The sequence below is a fragment of the Corynebacterium occultum genome, from assembly GCF_009734425.1.
Taxonomy (GTDB): domain Bacteria; phylum Actinomycetota; class Actinomycetes; order Mycobacteriales; family Mycobacteriaceae; genus Corynebacterium; species Corynebacterium occultum.
The window spans coordinates 2,428,010-2,444,246 of record NZ_CP046455.1 but is presented as its reverse complement, the minus strand read 5'-3'; the positions used below and the strand labels follow the sequence as shown (position 1 = coordinate 2,444,246).

The 16,237-nt window shown below is 61.1% G+C and carries 16 protein-coding genes and 2 tRNA genes; 14 read left to right on the top strand and 4 right to left on the bottom strand.

The genetic code is table 11. The features are described 5' to 3' along the window. Positions 1-156 precede the first annotated feature (156 nt). From COCCU_RS11255 to COCCU_RS11245, 3 genes are all read left to right on the top strand, one after another. Positions 157-882 (top strand): DsbA family protein, encoded by a 726-nt coding sequence (locus COCCU_RS11255; RefSeq protein ID WP_156231584.1) that lies wholly within the window; start codon positions 157-159, stop codon positions 880-882. A 275-nt stretch (positions 883-1,157) separates the two neighbouring features. Then, positions 1,158-1,230, top strand: a tRNA-Ala gene (locus tag COCCU_RS11250). A 40-nt stretch (positions 1,231-1,270) separates the two neighbouring features. Next, positions 1,271-1,343, top strand: a tRNA-Ala gene (locus COCCU_RS11245). A 154-nt stretch (positions 1,344-1,497) separates the two neighbouring features. Here COCCU_RS11245 and COCCU_RS11240 read toward each other — a convergent pair. Further along, the gene (locus COCCU_RS11240) at positions 1,498-2,256 is read right to left on the bottom strand and encodes a DUF6882 domain-containing protein (RefSeq protein ID WP_156231583.1); all 759 of its coding nucleotides are present in this window, start codon (positions 2,254-2,256) and stop codon (positions 1,498-1,500) included. Between the two features lie 219 nt (positions 2,257-2,475). Here COCCU_RS11240 and COCCU_RS11235 point away from each other — a divergent pair, with 219 nt between their 5' ends. From COCCU_RS11235 to COCCU_RS11225, 3 genes are read left to right on the top strand one after another with little or no spacing between them, the layout of a single operon-like run. After that, a complete protein-coding gene (locus COCCU_RS11235) occupies positions 2,476-2,901 on the top strand; it encodes a pyridoxamine 5'-phosphate oxidase family protein (RefSeq protein ID WP_156231582.1) in 426 nt (141 codons plus the stop codon). Between the two features lie 10 nt (positions 2,902-2,911). Then, positions 2,912-3,667, top strand: a complete 756-nt coding sequence (locus COCCU_RS11230; protein WP_156231581.1) for a fructosamine kinase family protein — start codon at positions 2,912-2,914, stop codon at positions 3,665-3,667. Between the two features lie 56 nt (positions 3,668-3,723). Then, a complete protein-coding gene (locus COCCU_RS11225; RefSeq protein WP_156231580.1) occupies positions 3,724-4,002 on the top strand; it encodes a DUF7218 family protein in 279 nt (92 codons plus the stop codon). Here COCCU_RS11225 and nadE read toward each other — a convergent pair. Next, positions 3,999-4,838 carry an ammonia-dependent NAD(+) synthetase gene (nadE, locus tag COCCU_RS11220; protein ID WP_156231579.1) on the bottom strand — a complete coding sequence of 280 codons (840 nt, stop codon included), beginning with the start codon at positions 4,836-4,838 and terminating at the stop codon, positions 3,999-4,001. The genes COCCU_RS11225 and nadE overlap by 4 nt on opposite strands. A 201-nt stretch (positions 4,839-5,039) precedes the next feature. On the opposite strand from nadE, the gene ykgO reads away from it, so the two are divergent. The 4 genes from ykgO (at position 5,040) to nrdE (ending at position 8,718) form a co-directional block, all read left to right on the top strand. Further along, positions 5,040-5,162, top strand: coding sequence for a type B 50S ribosomal protein L36 (ykgO, locus tag COCCU_RS11215; RefSeq protein ID WP_018341343.1), 123 nt, complete (start codon positions 5,040-5,042; stop codon positions 5,160-5,162). A gap of 458 nt (positions 5,163-5,620) precedes the next feature. Next, the gene (nrdH, locus tag COCCU_RS11210; protein WP_156231578.1) at positions 5,621-5,854 is read left to right on the top strand and encodes a glutaredoxin-like protein NrdH; all 234 of its coding nucleotides are present in this window, start codon (positions 5,621-5,623) and stop codon (positions 5,852-5,854) included. Between the two features lie 154 nt (positions 5,855-6,008). Further along, positions 6,009-6,473: a class Ib ribonucleoside-diphosphate reductase assembly flavoprotein NrdI gene (nrdI, locus tag COCCU_RS11205; protein ID WP_156232825.1), complete on the top strand. Its 465-nt coding sequence runs from the start codon at positions 6,009-6,011 to the stop codon at positions 6,471-6,473. A 133-nt stretch (positions 6,474-6,606) separates the two neighbouring features. Further along, positions 6,607-8,718 (top strand): class 1b ribonucleoside-diphosphate reductase subunit alpha, encoded by a 2,112-nt coding sequence (gene nrdE / locus COCCU_RS11200; RefSeq protein WP_156232823.1) that lies wholly within the window; start codon positions 6,607-6,609, stop codon positions 8,716-8,718. 248 nt (positions 8,719-8,966) lie between these two features. Here nrdE and COCCU_RS11195 read toward each other — a convergent pair whose 3' ends face one another. Continuing rightward, positions 8,967-9,689 carry a FadR/GntR family transcriptional regulator gene (locus COCCU_RS11195; protein ID WP_156231577.1) on the bottom strand — a complete coding sequence of 241 codons (723 nt, stop codon included), beginning with the start codon at positions 9,687-9,689 and terminating at the stop codon, positions 8,967-8,969. 202 nt (positions 9,690-9,891) lie between these two features. After that, positions 9,892-10,380, bottom strand: coding sequence for a ferritin (locus COCCU_RS11190; protein ID WP_156231576.1), 489 nt, complete (start codon positions 10,378-10,380; stop codon positions 9,892-9,894). A gap of 466 nt (positions 10,381-10,846) precedes the next feature. Between COCCU_RS11190 and nrdF the strand changes: the two genes are divergently transcribed. From nrdF to COCCU_RS11170, 4 genes are all read left to right on the top strand, one after another. Beyond that, positions 10,847-11,854, top strand: a complete 1,008-nt coding sequence (gene nrdF / locus COCCU_RS11185; RefSeq protein WP_156231575.1) for a class 1b ribonucleoside-diphosphate reductase subunit beta — start codon at positions 10,847-10,849, stop codon at positions 11,852-11,854. Positions 11,855-12,311: 457 nt separating this feature from the next. Next, complete coding sequence (gene ctaD / locus COCCU_RS11180) at positions 12,312-14,063, top strand: aa3-type cytochrome oxidase subunit I (RefSeq protein ID WP_156231574.1); 1,752 nt, start codon at positions 12,312-12,314, stop codon at positions 14,061-14,063. 98 nt (positions 14,064-14,161) lie between these two features. Continuing rightward, positions 14,162-15,451 carry a phosphoserine phosphatase SerB gene (gene serB / locus COCCU_RS11175; RefSeq protein WP_407924140.1) on the top strand — a complete coding sequence of 430 codons (1,290 nt, stop codon included), beginning with the start codon at positions 14,162-14,164 and terminating at the stop codon, positions 15,449-15,451. Continuing rightward, positions 15,452-16,198 (top strand): aminoacyl-tRNA hydrolase, encoded by a 747-nt coding sequence (locus COCCU_RS11170; RefSeq protein ID WP_156231572.1) that lies wholly within the window; start codon positions 15,452-15,454, stop codon positions 16,196-16,198. Positions 16,199-16,237: the final 39 nt, after the last annotated feature.

The following is a 16,237-nucleotide window of genomic DNA, read 5'->3' as shown; positions in this document are numbered from 1 at the left end:
TACCCAGGTGGTGGCCGGGATTGCGTCTTTCTGATCTGTGACGTGGCCATTAAATCGGATAAAGTCGGAAACGTTGAATCATAAGGGGAGCAATTCCCCGGGGCAGGAAGGGAATTGAACCCCCACCCCCAGAACCGAGAGACAGCAAGGTGCACAGTGAGTAACAAGATCAAGTCGCCCAATGAGAAGAGCAACGGGTTCATCTGGGCGATCGTGGCCGTTCTGGTCATCGCGGTCATCGTCGTCGGCTATATCGTCTACTCCGGTAAGGATGCCAAGACGGAATGGATCGCTGAGCGTGAGTTCCAGGATGTGCAGTTCGAGGCGGAACTGGATGGTGATGCAGTCATCCTCAAGGCGGACTCCGCCACTGAGGGCACCCCTTCCGCCAACCTCTTCGAGGACTTCAGCTGCTCCTACTGCTCCCAGCTGGCGATCGCCACTGACGGGCAGATGAAGGATGCTGTCGAGGGTGGTGAGCTGGTGGTTCATGTCCAGCCGCTGCACTTCCTGGATCGTGACAATGCCAGCGGTAACTCCCACCGCGCCTTGGCTGCTTCCCTGGCCACCCTGGAGTACGGTGACGCCGACCTCTACTGGAACTACCGCAGCCTCCTGCTGGAGGAGCAGAGCGAGATCGCCAACCAGTGGAGCGATGAGGATTATGCTGCTGCGGCCGGCGCCATGGGTGCCTCCGAGGAGGTTGTCAGCGCCATCGAGAACGGTGAGTTCATGGAGCAGGCCGCCACCATCGGTGATGCCAACGGCACCTACCTGCAGGAGGAGACCGGATCGCTCTCCTCCCCGCGGGTCCTCCAGGATGGCAAGGACATTGCCGAGGACAACATTCAGGCCTGGGTGGAGATCGCCAAGCAGGGTTAATTCCCACCTCTCGGGGAGATACCGGGGGTCCTCGGGTCGGCGACAGCTGGTGCAGGGACCCCCGGTTTTTCTGCTCGGGTCGTCATTGGTGAGGGTCTGGGGGAGGGCCCCCGGGGAGAGTCGAAAATCTCCGCGAAAAGTTTCGGAGCCAGCGGTGGGGGCAGGGGTTGTTCGCCCTCCCCGGAGCATTCCGGCCCCTACTCACCGGCAGGACTTCTACCAGCGGATTTGGTGTGTATTGAAGTCTACGTGTATCTTCATAGGAGTTGTTTCAAGGGGCTATGGCGCAGCTGGTAGCGCACCACACTGGCAGTGTGGGGGTCAGGGGTTCGAATCCCCTTAGCTCCACTGTGATCTCCATTCATGGTGGGTCACACAAATTAAATAAGGGGCTATGGCGCAGCTGGTAGCGCACCACACTGGCAGTGTGGGGGTCAGGGGTTCGAATCCCCTTAGCTCCACGGATAGGGAAAACCTCCACTCCGGATCTTAGAGAGATCCAGGGGTGGAGGTTTTCTCATTGTCAGGCCCTTCGACCCGGCCCCATTCACGCTGCCGCCACTCGAAGTGAGGGCAGCATGAACGTCTCAGATATGGCTCAGCAGCTGAACCGGCTCAGGATTTCAGCTGAATATTGTTCAGCTGGCCCTGCTCGTCATACTCCACCCCGATCTGCAGAAGCTGAGCATCCTCGCTGACCAGCAACCAGGTGTCGGGGGAGGGGAGCGCCTCGAAACGCCAGCCCAACAGATGCGACAGCCCCGCCAGGGACCAGCCGATGTCATCACAGTCGGGGAGCAGCCGGGGCAGCCTGGTAACCACATCCCCGAACTCGGTGCCCGGCGGGTTCTGGGAGAAGTTGCTGTGCAGATAAACCGCGCAGGAACCGGCGGTGCCGGTGGGAACCACGGAATAGAGAATGGCTGGACCGAAGATCTCCACCGCGCCCTGCCCCAGATCATCGCCCAGGGCGCTCAGCTGCGCCTTCAGTTCCTCCGGATCCGAAGACTTAGAAGTGAGCTCATGTGAGAATTCCGGGGTGCTGAAAGCCTCGAGATTCTGCTGCAGGCCGAATTGGCGGATCCCCCGGGCCGCCGGGTTCGGCCCGGTCTCCGACTCATGCGCCTCAGCGAAACCCCAGCGCAGGGTGGGCGGATCCACGGCGATGGTGGCCAGGAGGAAAGGCTCGCTGAGGATCTCGGTGGTGCCGGTGGGGCTGTGCTCCTTACTGTTGAAGGAGCAGGCCTGCTGGTCCAGGTCGATGAAGTAGTTGTAGTCACCCAGCTGCTCAGTGAGCCATTCCTGGAAGATTTCCTGACGGATCTGGGAGAAGAGGGTGGCGCGCTGTGCGACGCGACGGATCTGCGCAATCATGTGGCCAGGTTAAGGGAAAAAGGGCGGGTGGGTAATTCCTGCCCCGATCCCGCTGCAACCCGCGGTGAAGATGAGGTGCCCAAAACCACCCCGAACCTTCCGTGAACTCCCTCACCTTTTCCCCTGCAACGGGGAGATCTGCCCTGCAGTGACCCTCAGGCCGGTGGGTGGTGTTCCGGAAATCTCCCCCAGACCTGCGGAAAGGGGGATAATAGAGGTATGACTACCAATGACGCTGTTTTCCAGAAGCTGACCCCCGAAGAATGCCGTGCGAAGTTGGGCTCCGTGGAGCTGGGCCGCATCGTGGTGCGCCGCAGCGAGGACATGGACATCTTCCCGGTGAACTACGTCCTCGATGATGAGGGACGCATCTACCTGCGTACCGCCGAGGGCAATAAGCTCTTCACCGTCAACCTCAACCCCGATGTGCTCTTCGAGGCAGATGAGGTCAAGGATGGTTTCGCCTGGTCCGTGGTGGTCAAGGGTAAGGCTGAGATCCTCACCTCCGCAGCGGACATCCACTTCGCGGACTCCCTTCCGCTGAAGCCCTGGGCACCGACCCTGAAGTACAACTACGTGCGTATCAGCGCCACGGAGATCAGCGGTCGTTCCTTCCCCATCGCCGAGGAGCCGGAGCGCTACTAAAGTTCTCCCCATGGTCGAGACCTTCCGCAAATGTCCAGCTGAGCCCCACTCAGCTGAAGCTGAGGCCGCCGGACTGCGCTGGCTGAGGGAAGCCAGTGAAGCGGTGGCCAGGGTTCATGCGGTGACCGGAAACTGCCTGGAGACCATCAATATCCATACGGTGCGCCCCAGCCCAGAGGCCGCCCGCCGGGCAGGCCGGGAACTGGCCCTGATCCACCGCGCCGGGGCGCCTGCCTTCGGTAGCCCACCCGCCGGCTGGGAGGGGCCGAACTATATCGGCACTCAACGCCAGGAGTGCACCCCCACCGCACACTGGGGGCAGTTCTATGCGCAGCAGCGCGTGCTGCCCTTCGCCCGGGCCGCGCAGCGGCGCGGCAACCTCAGCCCAGCCGGGCTGGAGCTGGTGGAGCGGGCTGCGACGTCGATAAGCACGGGGGAGTGGGACATCACCCCGGCCCGGATCCACGGTGACCTCTGGGCCGGCAACCTGCTCTTCGGGGAACAGGGGCCGGTGTTCATCGACCCGGCCGCGCACGGCGGGCACCCCCAGACCGACCTGGCGATGCTCGACCTCTTCGGCGCACCTCATCTGGCTGAGATCCGCGCCGGGTATCAGGAGATCACCGCCCTGCCCGCGGGGTGGTTGGAGTTCACTGCGGTGCATCAGTTGCACCCCCTGGCGGTGCATACCCTGACCCACGGGGCGGGTTATGCCCCGGCGCTCATGAACGCGGCCCGGAAAACCCTGGAGTTGCTCCCTGGTTGAGGGGTATCCTCATCGTTAACGGGAACCCCCCAGATCTCCCAGTGAGGTGGAACAGCATGGCCGAGAAGAAGAAGGAAGATCCCGGACCGAGCGTCAAGGACAAGGAGCTCTACGAAGAGCTGCGGGAGGATGGTGCCAGCAAGGGCAAGGCCGCCAGGATAGCCAATGCGGCAGCCAAGACCTCCCGGGAGGAGGTGGGCCGCAAAGGCGGTGAGGCCGGCTCCTATGATGACTGGACTGTTGAGGAACTCAAGGAACGTGCCCGCGAGCTAGAGATCGAAAGCCGCTCCACGATGAACAAGCAGGAGCTTATCGACGCCCTGCGCAACAGCTAGGCGCGCCACCAGCTGTCCTGCGGGGCAGCTGGCAGGTGCCGCTTGTGCTGTCCGATCCGCCAGAGGTGCTCCAACCGCTCCCGGGCGGCGGGGGGCACCTCTCTGCCTTCGAGGTAGTCATCGATGTGCTCATAGGAGACCCCGAGGGCGACCTCATCGGGCAGGGCGGGGCGATCATCCTCCAGATCGGCGGTGGGCACCTTCTCCCAGAGCGGCGCCGGGGCACCGAGGTGGCGCAGCAACGCCACGCCCTGGCGCTTGTTCAGCCCGGCCAGGGGCGTCAGGTCCGCAGCGCCATCGCCATGTTTGGTGAAGAATCCGGTGAGGTTCTCGGCGGCATGATCGGTGCCGATCACCAGCAGTCCCTTTTCCCCGGCCAGGGCGTACTGGGCGATCATCCGTTGGCGGGCCTTGACATTGCCCCGGTTGAAATCCCCCAGGGTCGGTTGGTCGAGGGTGGCGGCCACCTCGCCGGCGATGGCGGTGGTGGCGGTCTGGACATTGACCGTGGCCTCATGGTCGGGGTTGATGAACTTCAGAGCCTGACGGGCATCATCCTCATCAGCCTGCACCCCATGCGGCAGACGCGCCGCCCAGAACGCAGCCTGGCCGCCCTCCGCCCGGATCTGTTCCACCGCCAGCTGTGCCAGTCGGCCAGCCAGGGTCGAGTCCTGCCCACCGGAGATGCCCAGGACGAAGCCCTGCAGTCCGGTGCTGCGGAGATAGTCGGCGAGGAAGCGCACCCGGGTGGACACCTCCTCGCCCGGATCTATGTCAGGTCGGACGTGGAGGGCGGCGATGATCTGGGACTGGAGTGAGTCAGAGTGAGCAGACATGTACCCACTCTAGATGAGTATTTCCGGCGCTTCGCCGGGTGAAGGAAAAGGGCTTTTGTGGTTTTGGGGTGAGCTGGGGTAACATTTCCCCTCGTGTCATGGCTGTGAATTCGCCGGATTTATCCGGACTCGAGTCATAGGCCAATGAAAAGTTAACCCAGTCGCAAGATTCAACTTCGCGCAGAAAGAAAGGAGCGCCCGATGAAGGTTCGTAAGTCACTTCGGTCGCTGAAGAACAAGCCGGGCGCCCAGGTTGTGCGTCGCCACGGTAAGGTTTTCGTGATCAACAAGAAGGAGCCGCGTTTCAAGGCCCGTCAGGGTTAAGATAACGGTTTCCCCCTAAGCCATCCATCCCTTTTTGGGGTGGGTGGCTTTCGGCTTGCCTGGGGGTCCTCAGGGGTTCACACTCCGCACTCCTGTGCGCTTGGCAATGCCTTATCGACAGGGGGGTTGGCGGGGTAATATAACGATTGGATAACGGGAAATCCGCGTTCCTGCGGAAATGACAGGATTGTTATTTCAAGGCTCCGGGGAGGTCTCTGAGGCAGGGGCTAGATGTAGTCCCGGGCCGGCTGTCATCCTGGGAATTCCATCGGTGTAACTACTACATGTAGTGTCGTTTGCGGTAACTGGGCACAAAGTATAGTGTCGGATGTGTCGCCAGGAAGGTACGGCAGAACCTGCGGAATAGCCGCTGAACTTGAAGTCTGCCGATACCACTCAAACATTTCCTGGCCGGAATTACTCAGTGCCCCAGCGCTAACCAGAGGACGGAATCACCCATGGCAATCACTCTCTACACCAAGCCCGCCTGCATGCAGTGCAACGCCACCAAGAAGGCACTGGATCGCGCCGGCCTTGAGTACGAGGCCGTCGACATCAGCCTTGACGATGAGGCCCGTGACTATGTCCTGGCCCTCGGTTACCTCCAGGCCCCGGTCGTTGAGGTCAACGGCAAGCACTGGTCTGGCTTCCGCCCGGAGCGCATCCGCGAGCTGGCCACCCAGGCCGCCTAAAGTCACGCCACCCCGCGCCGGAGCCTGATCCGGACCCCGGGGACAGCTGCGGCAGCCGCGGGGCGTCGCCAAGCACCTGCTACCTGCTGTCCCCACCCCCCACGCCGCCGCTTGATTTTCGGGCGGTTTTCTCAGTTGAAGGGAAGTGATCGAAGTGTTGGTCGTGTACTTCTCCTCCGTAACGGAGAACACGCGGCGCTTCGTGGACAAATTGGATCTGCCCGCCGCGCGGATCCCCTTGTATCGGGAAGACGAACCCCTGGTGGTCAATGAACCCTATGTTCTTGTCTGCCCCACCTATGGTGGGGGAGCCGGTATGACCCACCAGAATTCCCGGCCGGTGCCGCCCCAGGTCATCCGTTTCCTCAATAACGAGCACAACCGCAGCTTCATCCGGGCGGTCGCCGCCGGTGGAAACACCAACTTCGGCTCTGATTACGGGCTGGCCGGGGAGATCATCTCCGCCAAGTGCAAGGTGCCCTATGTCTACCGTTTCGAGCTGATGGGCAATGACGAGGACGTCCGGGTCTTCCGCTCCGGCCTGGTTGACAACGCCGAAGCCCTCGGCCTGGAGCCCCTTGCGGACCCGGCTGTGGCAGAGTCGGTGAGTGGTTCCTAGAATTGCCGGAGTATCCCCCCGGAAACCCCGCCCCTGAGCCCTCATAACTTAAGCACTAAAAGTTCTAAAGCACATCGAAAGGTGCCAAAACGTGTCTCCCCAGGAAACCGCTGTTGTTGAGTCCATAAAGCCGATGGATCTGGACTATCACGCACTGAACGCCCTGCTCAACCTCTACGATGAGGACGGCCGGATTCAGTTCGACAAGGACCGGATGGCTGCCCGGCAGTACTTCCTGCAGCACGTCAACCAGAACACCGTGTTTTTCCACAACCTGCGGGAGAAGCTGAACTACCTGGTTGAGAACAACTACTACGAGCCTGAGGTCCTCGAGCCCTATGAGTTCGAGTTCATCAAGGCACTCTTCAAGCGCGCCTACGCACACAAGTTCCGTTTCAAGACTTTCCTGGGCGCCTACAAGTACTACACCTCCTACACCCTGAAGACCTTCGACGGCAGCCGCTACCTGGAGCGCTTCGAGGACCGCGTCTGCATGGTCGCACTGACCCTGGCCGCCGGCGATAAGGAGCTCGCCGAGAACCTCGTCGACGAGATCATGAGTGGGCGTTTCCAGCCCGCCACCCCGACCTTCCTGAACTCCGGTAAGGCACAGCGCGGCGAGCCCGTCTCCTGCTTCCTGCTGCGCATCGAGGACAACATGGAGTCCATCGGCCGCGCCATCAACTCCGCCCTGCAGCTGTCCAAGCGCGGCGGCGGTGTCGCCCTGCTGCTCTCCAACCTGCGTGAGGCCGGCGCCCCGATCAAGAAGATCGAGAACCAGTCCTCCGGTGTCATTCCGGTGATGAAGCTGCTGGAGGATTCCTTCTCCTACGCCAACCAGCTCGGTGCCCGCCAGGGTGCCGGCGCGGTCTACCTCAACGCCCACCACCCGGACATCATGTCCTTCCTGGACACCAAGCGTGAGAACGCCGATGAGAAGATCCGCATCAAGACCCTCTCCCTCGGTGTGGTCATCCCCGACATCACCTTCGATCTGGCACGTCGCAACGACGACATGTACCTCTTCTCGCCCTATGATGTCGAGCGCATCTACGGCAAGCCCTTCGGTGATATCTCGGTCACCGAGCTCTACGACGAGATGGTCGAGGACGACCGGATCCGCAAGACCAAGATCAACGCCCGACAGTTCTTCCAGACCCTGGCGGAGGTGCAGTTCGAGTCCGGTTACCCCTACATCATGTACGAGGACACCGTGAACCGCGCCAACCCGATCGAGGGCCGGATCAACATGTCCAACCTCTGCTCCGAGATCTTCCAGGTCAACACGCCCTCCACCTACCATGAGGACCTGACCTACGAGGAGATCGGTGAGGACATCTCCTGCAACCTGGGTTCCCTCAACATTGCCATGACGATGGACTCCCCGGACTTCGCCCAGACCATCGAGACCTCGATCCGTGGCCTGACCGCCGTGACCGAGCAGACCTCCATCGACTCCGTGCCCTCCATCCGGGTGGGCAATGAAGCCTCCCGCGCCATCGGCCTGGGCCAGATGAACCTGCACGGTTATCTCGGCCGCGAGCACATCTACTATGGCTCGGAGGAAGGCCTGGACTTCACCAACGCCTACTTCGCGGCAGTCATGTACCAGGCGATCCGTGCCTCCAACAAGATCGCCCGGGAACGTGGCACCACCTTCGGCGGCTTCGAGACCTCGGAATACGCCTCCGGGACCTTCTTCGACCGTTATGATCCGGCTGAGTTCGCCCCCACCACGGAGAAGGTCAAGCAGATCTTCGCTGAGTCCTCCATCGAGACCCCGAGTGCCGAGGACTGGGCACAGCTCAAGGCCGATGTCATGAAGTACGGCCTGTACAACCGCAACCTCCAGGCGGTCCCCCCGACCGGCTCGATCTCCTACATCAACAACTCGACCTCCTCGATCCACCCGATCGCCTCCCAGATCGAGATCCGCAAGGAAGGTAAGATCGGCCGCGTCTACTACCCGGCTCCGCACCTGGACAACGAGAACCGCGCCTACTTCCAGGACGCCTATGAGGTCGGCTACGAGAAGGTCATCGACACCTATGCGGTGGCCACCAAGTACGTCGATCAGGGTCTCTCCCTGACCCTCTTCTTCAAGGACACCGTCACCACCCGTGACATCAACCGGGCCCAGATCTACGCCTGGCGCAAGGGCATCAAGTCCCTGTACTACATCCGCCTGCGCCAGATGGCCCTGGAAGGCACCGAAATTGAGGGATGCGTCAGCTGCACCCTCTAAGCCCTCGGAACGGCTGAAACAGCCTTTCTGAAGGGTTGCCGGGCGGGGCTCTCCTCGGGGTCCGCCCGCCTGAACCACCAAGACATCCTCATCCCGGAACTGCCGGGGTGGGGGAGTGGCCGGCTGTGCTTAGCGACGCCCCCTCGGCACAACCCACAACGCCGCCCACATGATCCTGTTGATCATGTGGGCGGCGTTGTTTCTGCGTCCCCCGGGGTCCCGGGTTGCAGATAATCTACCGGGGCGGCTCAGTGGCTTTCCGGGGAGAGGAACTCACGAACTTCCTGGAGCAGCTTCTGAGAGAATTTCTCGGCAGCGGCCCCATCTCCGGATTGGATGGCCAGGGCTAGCCGGAGATGCAAGTCCAGGGTTTCCTCTTCCGGATTATCCGGTTGCAGGCCGAAGACGGTACGCCCCCGGAGCACACTGGTCACCGAGGGGATCAGCGCCATGAACATCTCATTGCCGGAGGCCTCCAGCAGCCTGCTGTGGAAGGCGATGTCCAATTCCAGGAACTCCTCGGAGGCGCCCTTTCCGGAGTGCCCCAGTTCGGCCAGTTCCTCGGCGATCTGCACCAGCCTGATCCGGTCAGCGGGGGATGCCTGCTCCGAACAAAGACGGGCGGCCACCGGCTCGATGCCGATTCTCAGCTCATTGAGAGAACGGAGCTGGCCGCGGCGTTCTGCCTCGCATTCCAGGCGCCAACCGATGATCGACTCATTGAACACGACCCAGCTGGACCGGGGCTGAACGGTGATGCCCACGCGCCGAGAGGAGGAGACGAGCCCCAGCTGCTCCAGGGCACGCATGGCTTCTCGGGCGACGGTGCGGGAGATGTCGAATCTTTGGCTGAGATCCTGAAGGGTGAAAGTCTTTCCTTCAGGAAGGACTCCCTGAATGATCTCCCGGCCCAGCCGATCCAGGACACTGTCCAGGAGTGGGACGGCAGAACCATGACGGGGGCTCGTCATAGGATTCTCCTCTACTAGAAAGAACCTGGATATTAGGGCTGACAGTCTGGAGTATTCCCCGGTATCTGCTGCGGCACAGCGGATACCTCGGAGTAATTCCAACTGTGAAATTTATCCAGGTTAGTTAATAACTATAATAGTACTCCCCTCGGGTAAGGCCCGAGGGGATTCAGGAAAATCGAGGGAGTACCATTGCCGGGCTTTAGCGGTCGCCGAGCTCGCTATCGATGCGCAGCAGGCCGGAGCCGGAGTTGCCGACAATCTTCAGGCGGTCGAGGATCTCATCGATGGTGGCCTCTTCCTGGATCTGCTCCTGGAGGAACCAGTCGATGAGCGGACGGGAATCGTAGTCCTTGTGGGTGATCTGAAGCTCGGCGAGACGACGGATGCGCTCGGAGATCATCTTCTCGTGGTTGAAGGCGGCCTCGAAAGCTTCGACGGCGGACTCGATCTTGATGATCGGGGCGGAGATGTTGCCGATCTGGGGCAGAACGTCGCGGTCGAGCAGGTGTTCGGCGAACCTGGCGGCGTGCTGCTGCTCCTCCTTGTACTGAGCCTTCATCCAGTCACGCATGCCGACCAGGCCAAGGTCGTCAAGAGCGTAGGAAAGCTGGAGGTAGACGAGGGAGGCTTCGAGCTCTGCACTGATCTGCTCGTTGAGGGCCTGCTGGAATTCTTCGTGGATGGTCATGCAATGAATTCTAGGGGAGAAAAGGTCAGGTGTCATCTAAGGTAAGGCCAGCTTAAGTGCCTTTTTTGACAGAATTATCGGGCAATGCTATCCAAACTTAGGTTTGGCTGTCCAATAGGATTTGCTCTACAGGGCTTCTGATGGGCAATTTTTGGGCACTCCAGAGCCGGTTTCGGACATTGGGTGTCATGATGTGGCTCATCTTTCTTAAAGCGTGAGCGGATTGATCACATTATGGAAAAGTTATCCGGAACACCCCACCTTCTCCTCTTTGGCAGTGATTCGGACCTGCGTGCCGAAGGGGGTTCAACGCCCAGGACTTGTTTCTGGCGGTCCCGAAACTGCGCTTTAGTGGGGCTTTCTGGGGCGGGAGTGGAACGCCTGGGGTTTCGGCTAGGATTTCAGGGAGTAATGGCCCCGGCATTTCGTCGGGCCACCACTTTTGTGAATAAGGGGAATAGATTTAATGTCCGATGATTCTGCCCCGCAGGATGGATACACGCCTTATCTCGAGGCCAACCCGAAGCCCGTTGAGGCCATCAACTGGAACGAGATCACCGATGAGAAGGACCTTGAGGTCTGGGATCGCCTGACCTCGAACTTCTGGCTCCCGGAAAAGGTTCCGGTCTCCAATGACGTCAAGACCTGGAAGACGTTGACCGAGGTCGAGAAGCGGGCCACGATGCGTGTCTTCACCGGCCTGACCCTGCTGGACACCATTCAGGGCACTGTCGGCGCGGTTGCGCTGCTCCCGGATGCCAAGACCATGCATGAGGAGGCGGTGTACACCAACATCGCCTTCATGGAGTCGGTGCACGCCAAGTCTTACTCCAATATCTTCATGACCCTGGCCGCCACCCCGGAGATCAATGACGCCTTCCGCTGGTCCGAGGAGAATGAGAACCTCCAGCGCAAGGCGAAGATCATCCTCTCCTACTATGAGGGTGAAGATCCGCAGAAGCGCAAGATCGCCTCCGTGCTGCTAGAGTCCTTCCTCTTCTACTCCGGTTTCTACCTGCCGATGTACTGGTCCTCGCATGCGAAGCTGACCAACACCGCCGACATCATCCGCCTTATCATCCGTGATGAGGCTGTGCACGGTTACTACGTGGGCTATAAGTATCAGAAGGCGCTGGAGAATGAGACTCCGGAGCGTCGCGAGGAGCTCAAGCAGTACGCCTTCGATCTGCTCTATGACCTCTACGAGAATGAGACCCAGTACTCCGAGGATCTCTATGATGAGCTCGGCTGGACTGAGGATGTCAAGCGCTTCCTGCGCTACAACGCCAACAAGGCGCTGAACAACCTCGGTTATGAGGGCCTCTTCCCGGCCGATGAGACCAAGGTGTCGCCGGCGATCCTCTCCGCACTCTCTCCGAATGCCGATGAGAACCACGACTTCTTCTCGGGCTCCGGCTCCTCCTATGTCATCGGCAAGGCTGAAAGCACCACCGATGATGACTGGGACTTCTAGTACCCCGAATTAGCTTCCTTTCAAGGCGCACCGCCCCAGCTGGGGTTGTGTGCCTTGAATCATTTCCGGCCGCTGCTTGTCCGGATGTCCCCTGGCCTTTCGGTGATGGGGGAGGGCCCCAACCTCAGGGGGTGTGCCGATGAGGCTGACCAGTCAACCTTTAGGTTGATACATACCGGGGGTATGTTGCTGCTGTTGCTCATGATGTTTTCCGGTGTTTTGGAAAAGTCCGGTGTGATGCCAATCACCTGAAGGGTGGGCGGGGCTCCGGAACCGCCAGTGGGAAGGCCGCTGGGGGTATGGTCAACTACCTGAACTCGGGATTCGCCGTTAGACTCGGTTCTGTCTCCGGCCCCCCGTGGCTGGAAAAAATTCTTACGCTTCCTTTAAGATAAGGCGGTGTAAAACTTGGACGGCCCTGATCTTCGCAGGGTTGTCTCGTAGTCAGGAGGAATCTATGACCGCTGTGGCGCCGAGGCTTGACGATTACGTCGAGCCGACAAGGCCTACACCGACTGGGCATGCGCGCAAGGGCTCGAAGGCTTGGCTCATGCTCACCACTACCGACCATAAACAGCTGGGCATCATGTACATCATCATGTCCTTCATGTTTTTCTTCATCGGTGGTCTGATGGCACTGCTGATCCGTGCGGAGCTTTTCACGCCGGGTCTGCAGTTCCTGTCCAATGAGCAGTTCAACCAGCTCTTCACCATGCACGGCACCATCATGCTTCTGGCGTATGGCACCCCGATCGTCTGGGGCTTCGCCAACTTCGTGCTGCCGCTGCAGATCGGTGCCCCGGATGTGGCTTTCCCACGTCTGAACTCCTTCGGTTTCTGGATCACCGGCGTCGGCGGACTTCTGATGCTGTCCGGTTTCCTGACTCCGGGCGGTGCCGCCGACTTCGGCTGGACCATGTACTCCCCGCTGTCCGATAAGATCCACACCCCGGGTGTGGGCGCGGACCTGTGGATCCTGGGCGTTGGCCTGGCCGGTATCGGTACTGTCGCTTCCGCGATCAACATGCTGACCACCATCCTGTGCCTGCGTGCTCCCGGTATGACCATGTTCCGCATGCCGATCTTCACCTGGAACATCTTCGTCACCTCCGTGATCGCCCTGCTGATCTTCCCGCTGCTGCTTGCCGCAGCTCTGGGTGTCCTTTATGACCGTAAGCTCGGTGGCCACATCTACGACCCCGCCAACGGTGGCGCCATCCTGTGGCAGCACCTGTTCTGGTTCTTCGGCCACCCCGAGGTTTATGTCCTGGCGCTGCCCTTCTTCGGCATCATCTCCGAGATCATCCCGGTCTTCTCCCGTAAGCCGATGTTCGGCTACATCGGCCTGGTCTTCGCAACCCTGGCAATCGGTGCACTGTCCATGGCGGTGTGGGCGCACCACATGTTCGTCACCGGCGCGGTGCTGCTGCCCTTCTTCTCCTTCATGACCTTCCTGATCGCCGTTCCGACCGGCGTGAAGTTCTTCAACTGGGTGGGCACCATGTGGAAGGGCCACATCTCCTGGGAGACCCCGATGATCTTCGCGGTCGGCTTCATGGGAACCTTCCTCTTCGGTGGTCTGACCGGCATCATGCTGGCCGCCCCGCCGCTGGACTTCCACCTGGCTGACTCCTACTTCCTGATTGCGCACTTCCACTACACCCTCTTCGGTACCGTGGTGTTCGCTTCCTACGCCGGTGTTTACTTCTGGTTCCCGAAGATGACCGGTCGTATGCTGGATGAGCGTCTGGGTAAGATCCACTTCTGGCTCACCTTCATCGGTTTCCACGGCACCTTCCTGATCCAGCACTGGCTGGGCAACATGGGTATGCCGCGTCGTTACGCCGACTACCTGGATTCCGACGGTTTCACCCTCTTCAACCAGATCTCCACGGTTGCCGCTTTCATCCTGGGACTGTCCGTCATTCCCTTCATCTGGAATGTCTTCAAGTCCTGGCGCTACGGCGAGGTTGTCACCGTCGACGATCCCTGGGGCTACGGCAACTCCCTGGAGTGGGCCACCTCCTGCCCGCCCCCGCGCCACAACTTCGTTTCCCTGCCGCGTATCCGCTCTGAGCGCCCCGCGTTCGAGCTGCACTACCCGCACATGGTGGAGCGCATGCGTACCGAGGCACACGTCACCAAGCACGATGCACGTGCCGAGAAGACGCAGTCGCCGACCCCTGCAGAGGTCCGCGGCGACGCCTAACAGGACTCTTGTTCCCTGACTAAGACACAACCCCTGGGTGTCCCTCACCCGGGGGTTTTGTCGTGCATATTTAACTCAACATGGAAGAATCTAAAAGCGTGACACTTAATGAGATAGTTGAACAGGATCATAGCGGCGAGTTCTCCGTCGCACTGCGTGAAGGACTGACCCCTGCGGTCATCACGGTGACGGGGCGTAACCGGCCCGGTGTCTCCGCCGCTTTCTTCAGGGTGCTCTCCGCCCATGATGTCCAGCTGCTCGATGTTGAGCAGTCCGTATTCCGGGGGCACATGTCCCTGGCCGCCTATGTCGGTGTCGACAGCACCCGGGTGGATCTCCTCACCGAGGGGGTGACCGAGACCCTCAAGGGCTATGGCCAGAAGGCGACCATTGAGCTGGAGGAGGAGATCATCTCCGCCCGCCCGCGTTCCAGCCACGTTCTGGTCATCCTGGGTAACCCGGTCAATGCGGAGGACGTGTCCCGCGTCGGCCAGGTGCTGGCGAACTATGACGCCAATATCGACAAGATCCGGGGCATCGCGGATTATCCGGTCACCGGCCTGGAACTGAAGATCACCGTGGCCAACACCGAGCCGGGTGGCGGCCAGGCACTGCGTAAGGCGCTTGCCGCGCTGACTCCGGAGCTGGGTGTGGACATCGCCATTGAGCGTGCCGGACTGCTGCGCCGTTCCAAGCGTCTGGTCTGCTTCGACTGTGACTCCACCCTGATCACCGGGGAGGTCATTGAGATGCTCGCCGCCTATGCCGGCCGTGAGGCTGAGGTCGCCGCGGTCACTGAGCGTGCGATGCGCGGCGAGCTGGATTTCGAGGAGTCCCTGCGGGAACGGGTTAAGGCGCTGGCGGGTCTGGATGAGTCCGTCATCGCGGAGGTCGCCAAGGAGATTGAGCTGACCCCGGGTGCCCGCACCACCATCCGTACCCTGAAGCGGATGGGTTACACCACCGCTGTGGTCTCGGGCGGTTTCATCCAGGTTCTGGATGGCCTGGTCGAGGACCTGCAGATCGACCATGCCCGGGCCAACACCCTGGAGATCGTCGACGGTAAGCTCACCGGCCGGGTCATCGGTGAGATTGTGGATCGTGCCGCCAAGGCCCGTCTCCTGGCCGAGTTCGCTGAGGAATCCGGCTTGAAGATGTTCCAGACCGTGGCTGTGGGGGATGGCGCCAACGACATCGACATGCTCTCCGCGGCGGGCTTGGGCATCGCCTTCAACGCCAAGCCGGCACTGAAGGAGATCGCCGACACCTCGGTGAACCACCCCTTCCTCGATGAGGTGCTCTACATGCTGGGTATCCCGCGTGAGGAGATCGAGGCCTCCGACCTGGAGGACGGCACCTACCGTCGGGTGTGGCTCGAGCAGAGCTAGATGATCGACGAACCCCAGCTGAAGCTGGCGCATTCTCTTCTCGCGGCGCGGGTCTCTGACCGCCCACGGGGTGAGGACCCGGATCGCCCGGAGACGGTGCAGGCGATGCAGATCGCATTGCACATCCCCAAGGCCACCCCACCCCAGCGGGATGAGTTGTTGGAAGCCGCAGCGGTCGCGGTGCTCAAGGTCTGTCTCGATCCCCGGGTCAGCACTGACCCGGAGTTCCGGGCCAGCCTGGAGAACTGGTACGACCACCTCATCCGGAAGGTCACCCGCCGCGCCCGGAACAAGAGCTGGGAGATGGTCCAGCAGTTACCCGGGGTGACCGTCGAGGTGGGCGGCGCCCAGGCCCGGGCCTTTGTGCCGAGTGCGGTGTCCGAGGTGCCCCCGGAGATCAGGAAACTGCAGATCTCAGGTACTGAGCTGCCAGCCACCGAACCAGTGGAGATGCCCGCCCACAGTGGTGATCTCCCGCGGATCTACATCGACGCCGGCCTGGCCATGACCACCGGCAAGGCGGCCGCCCAGGTGGGGCATGCCTCCATGCTGCTGGCAGCACACCGGGACTTCATGTGGGTGCGGCGCTGGGCGGAGCGGGACTTCGGGCTGCATGTGCTTGAGGTGGACACCGCTCTTTTTCACCGTCTTTCGGAACACCCGGATGCCGTGGCGGTCCATGATGCCGGTTTCACTGAGGTGGCACCGAACTCGAAGACGGTTTTCGCCCTCCCCGGGCGAATCTGACCCCCTGCCCCTTGTGGGAGCAGGGGGCGTCGATAAGCG

Coding starts and splice junctions, on each gene's coding strand:
- COCCU_RS11235 (WP_156231582.1), top strand. CDS start 2,476: ATGACTACCAATGACGCTGTTTTCCAGAAGCTGACCCCCGAAGAATGC.
- ykgO (WP_018341343.1), top strand. CDS start 5,040: ATGAAGGTTCGTAAGTCACTTCGGTCGCTGAAGAACAAGCCGGGCGCC.
- COCCU_RS11240 (WP_156231583.1), bottom strand. CDS start 2,256: ATGATTGCGCAGATCCGTCGCGTCGCACAGCGCGCCACCCTCTTCTCC.
- COCCU_RS11230 (WP_156231581.1), top strand. CDS start 2,912: ATGGTCGAGACCTTCCGCAAATGTCCAGCTGAGCCCCACTCAGCTGAA.
- nrdF (WP_156231575.1), top strand. CDS start 10,847: ATGTCCGATGATTCTGCCCCGCAGGATGGATACACGCCTTATCTCGAG.
- COCCU_RS11190 (WP_156231576.1), bottom strand. CDS start 10,380: ATGACCATCCACGAAGAATTCCAGCAGGCCCTCAACGAGCAGATCAGT.
- nrdH (WP_156231578.1), top strand. CDS start 5,621: ATGGCAATCACTCTCTACACCAAGCCCGCCTGCATGCAGTGCAACGCC.
- COCCU_RS11170 (WP_156231572.1), top strand. CDS start 15,452: ATGATCGACGAACCCCAGCTGAAGCTGGCGCATTCTCTTCTCGCGGCG.
- COCCU_RS11225 (WP_156231580.1), top strand. CDS start 3,724: ATGGCCGAGAAGAAGAAGGAAGATCCCGGACCGAGCGTCAAGGACAAG.
- ctaD (WP_156231574.1), top strand. CDS start 12,312: ATGACCGCTGTGGCGCCGAGGCTTGACGATTACGTCGAGCCGACAAGG.
- COCCU_RS11195 (WP_156231577.1), bottom strand. CDS start 9,689: ATGACGAGCCCCCGTCATGGTTCTGCCGTCCCACTCCTGGACAGTGTC.
- nadE (WP_156231579.1), bottom strand. CDS start 4,838: ATGTCTGCTCACTCTGACTCACTCCAGTCCCAGATCATCGCCGCCCTC.
- nrdE (WP_156232823.1), top strand. CDS start 6,607: ATGGATCTGGACTATCACGCACTGAACGCCCTGCTCAACCTCTACGAT.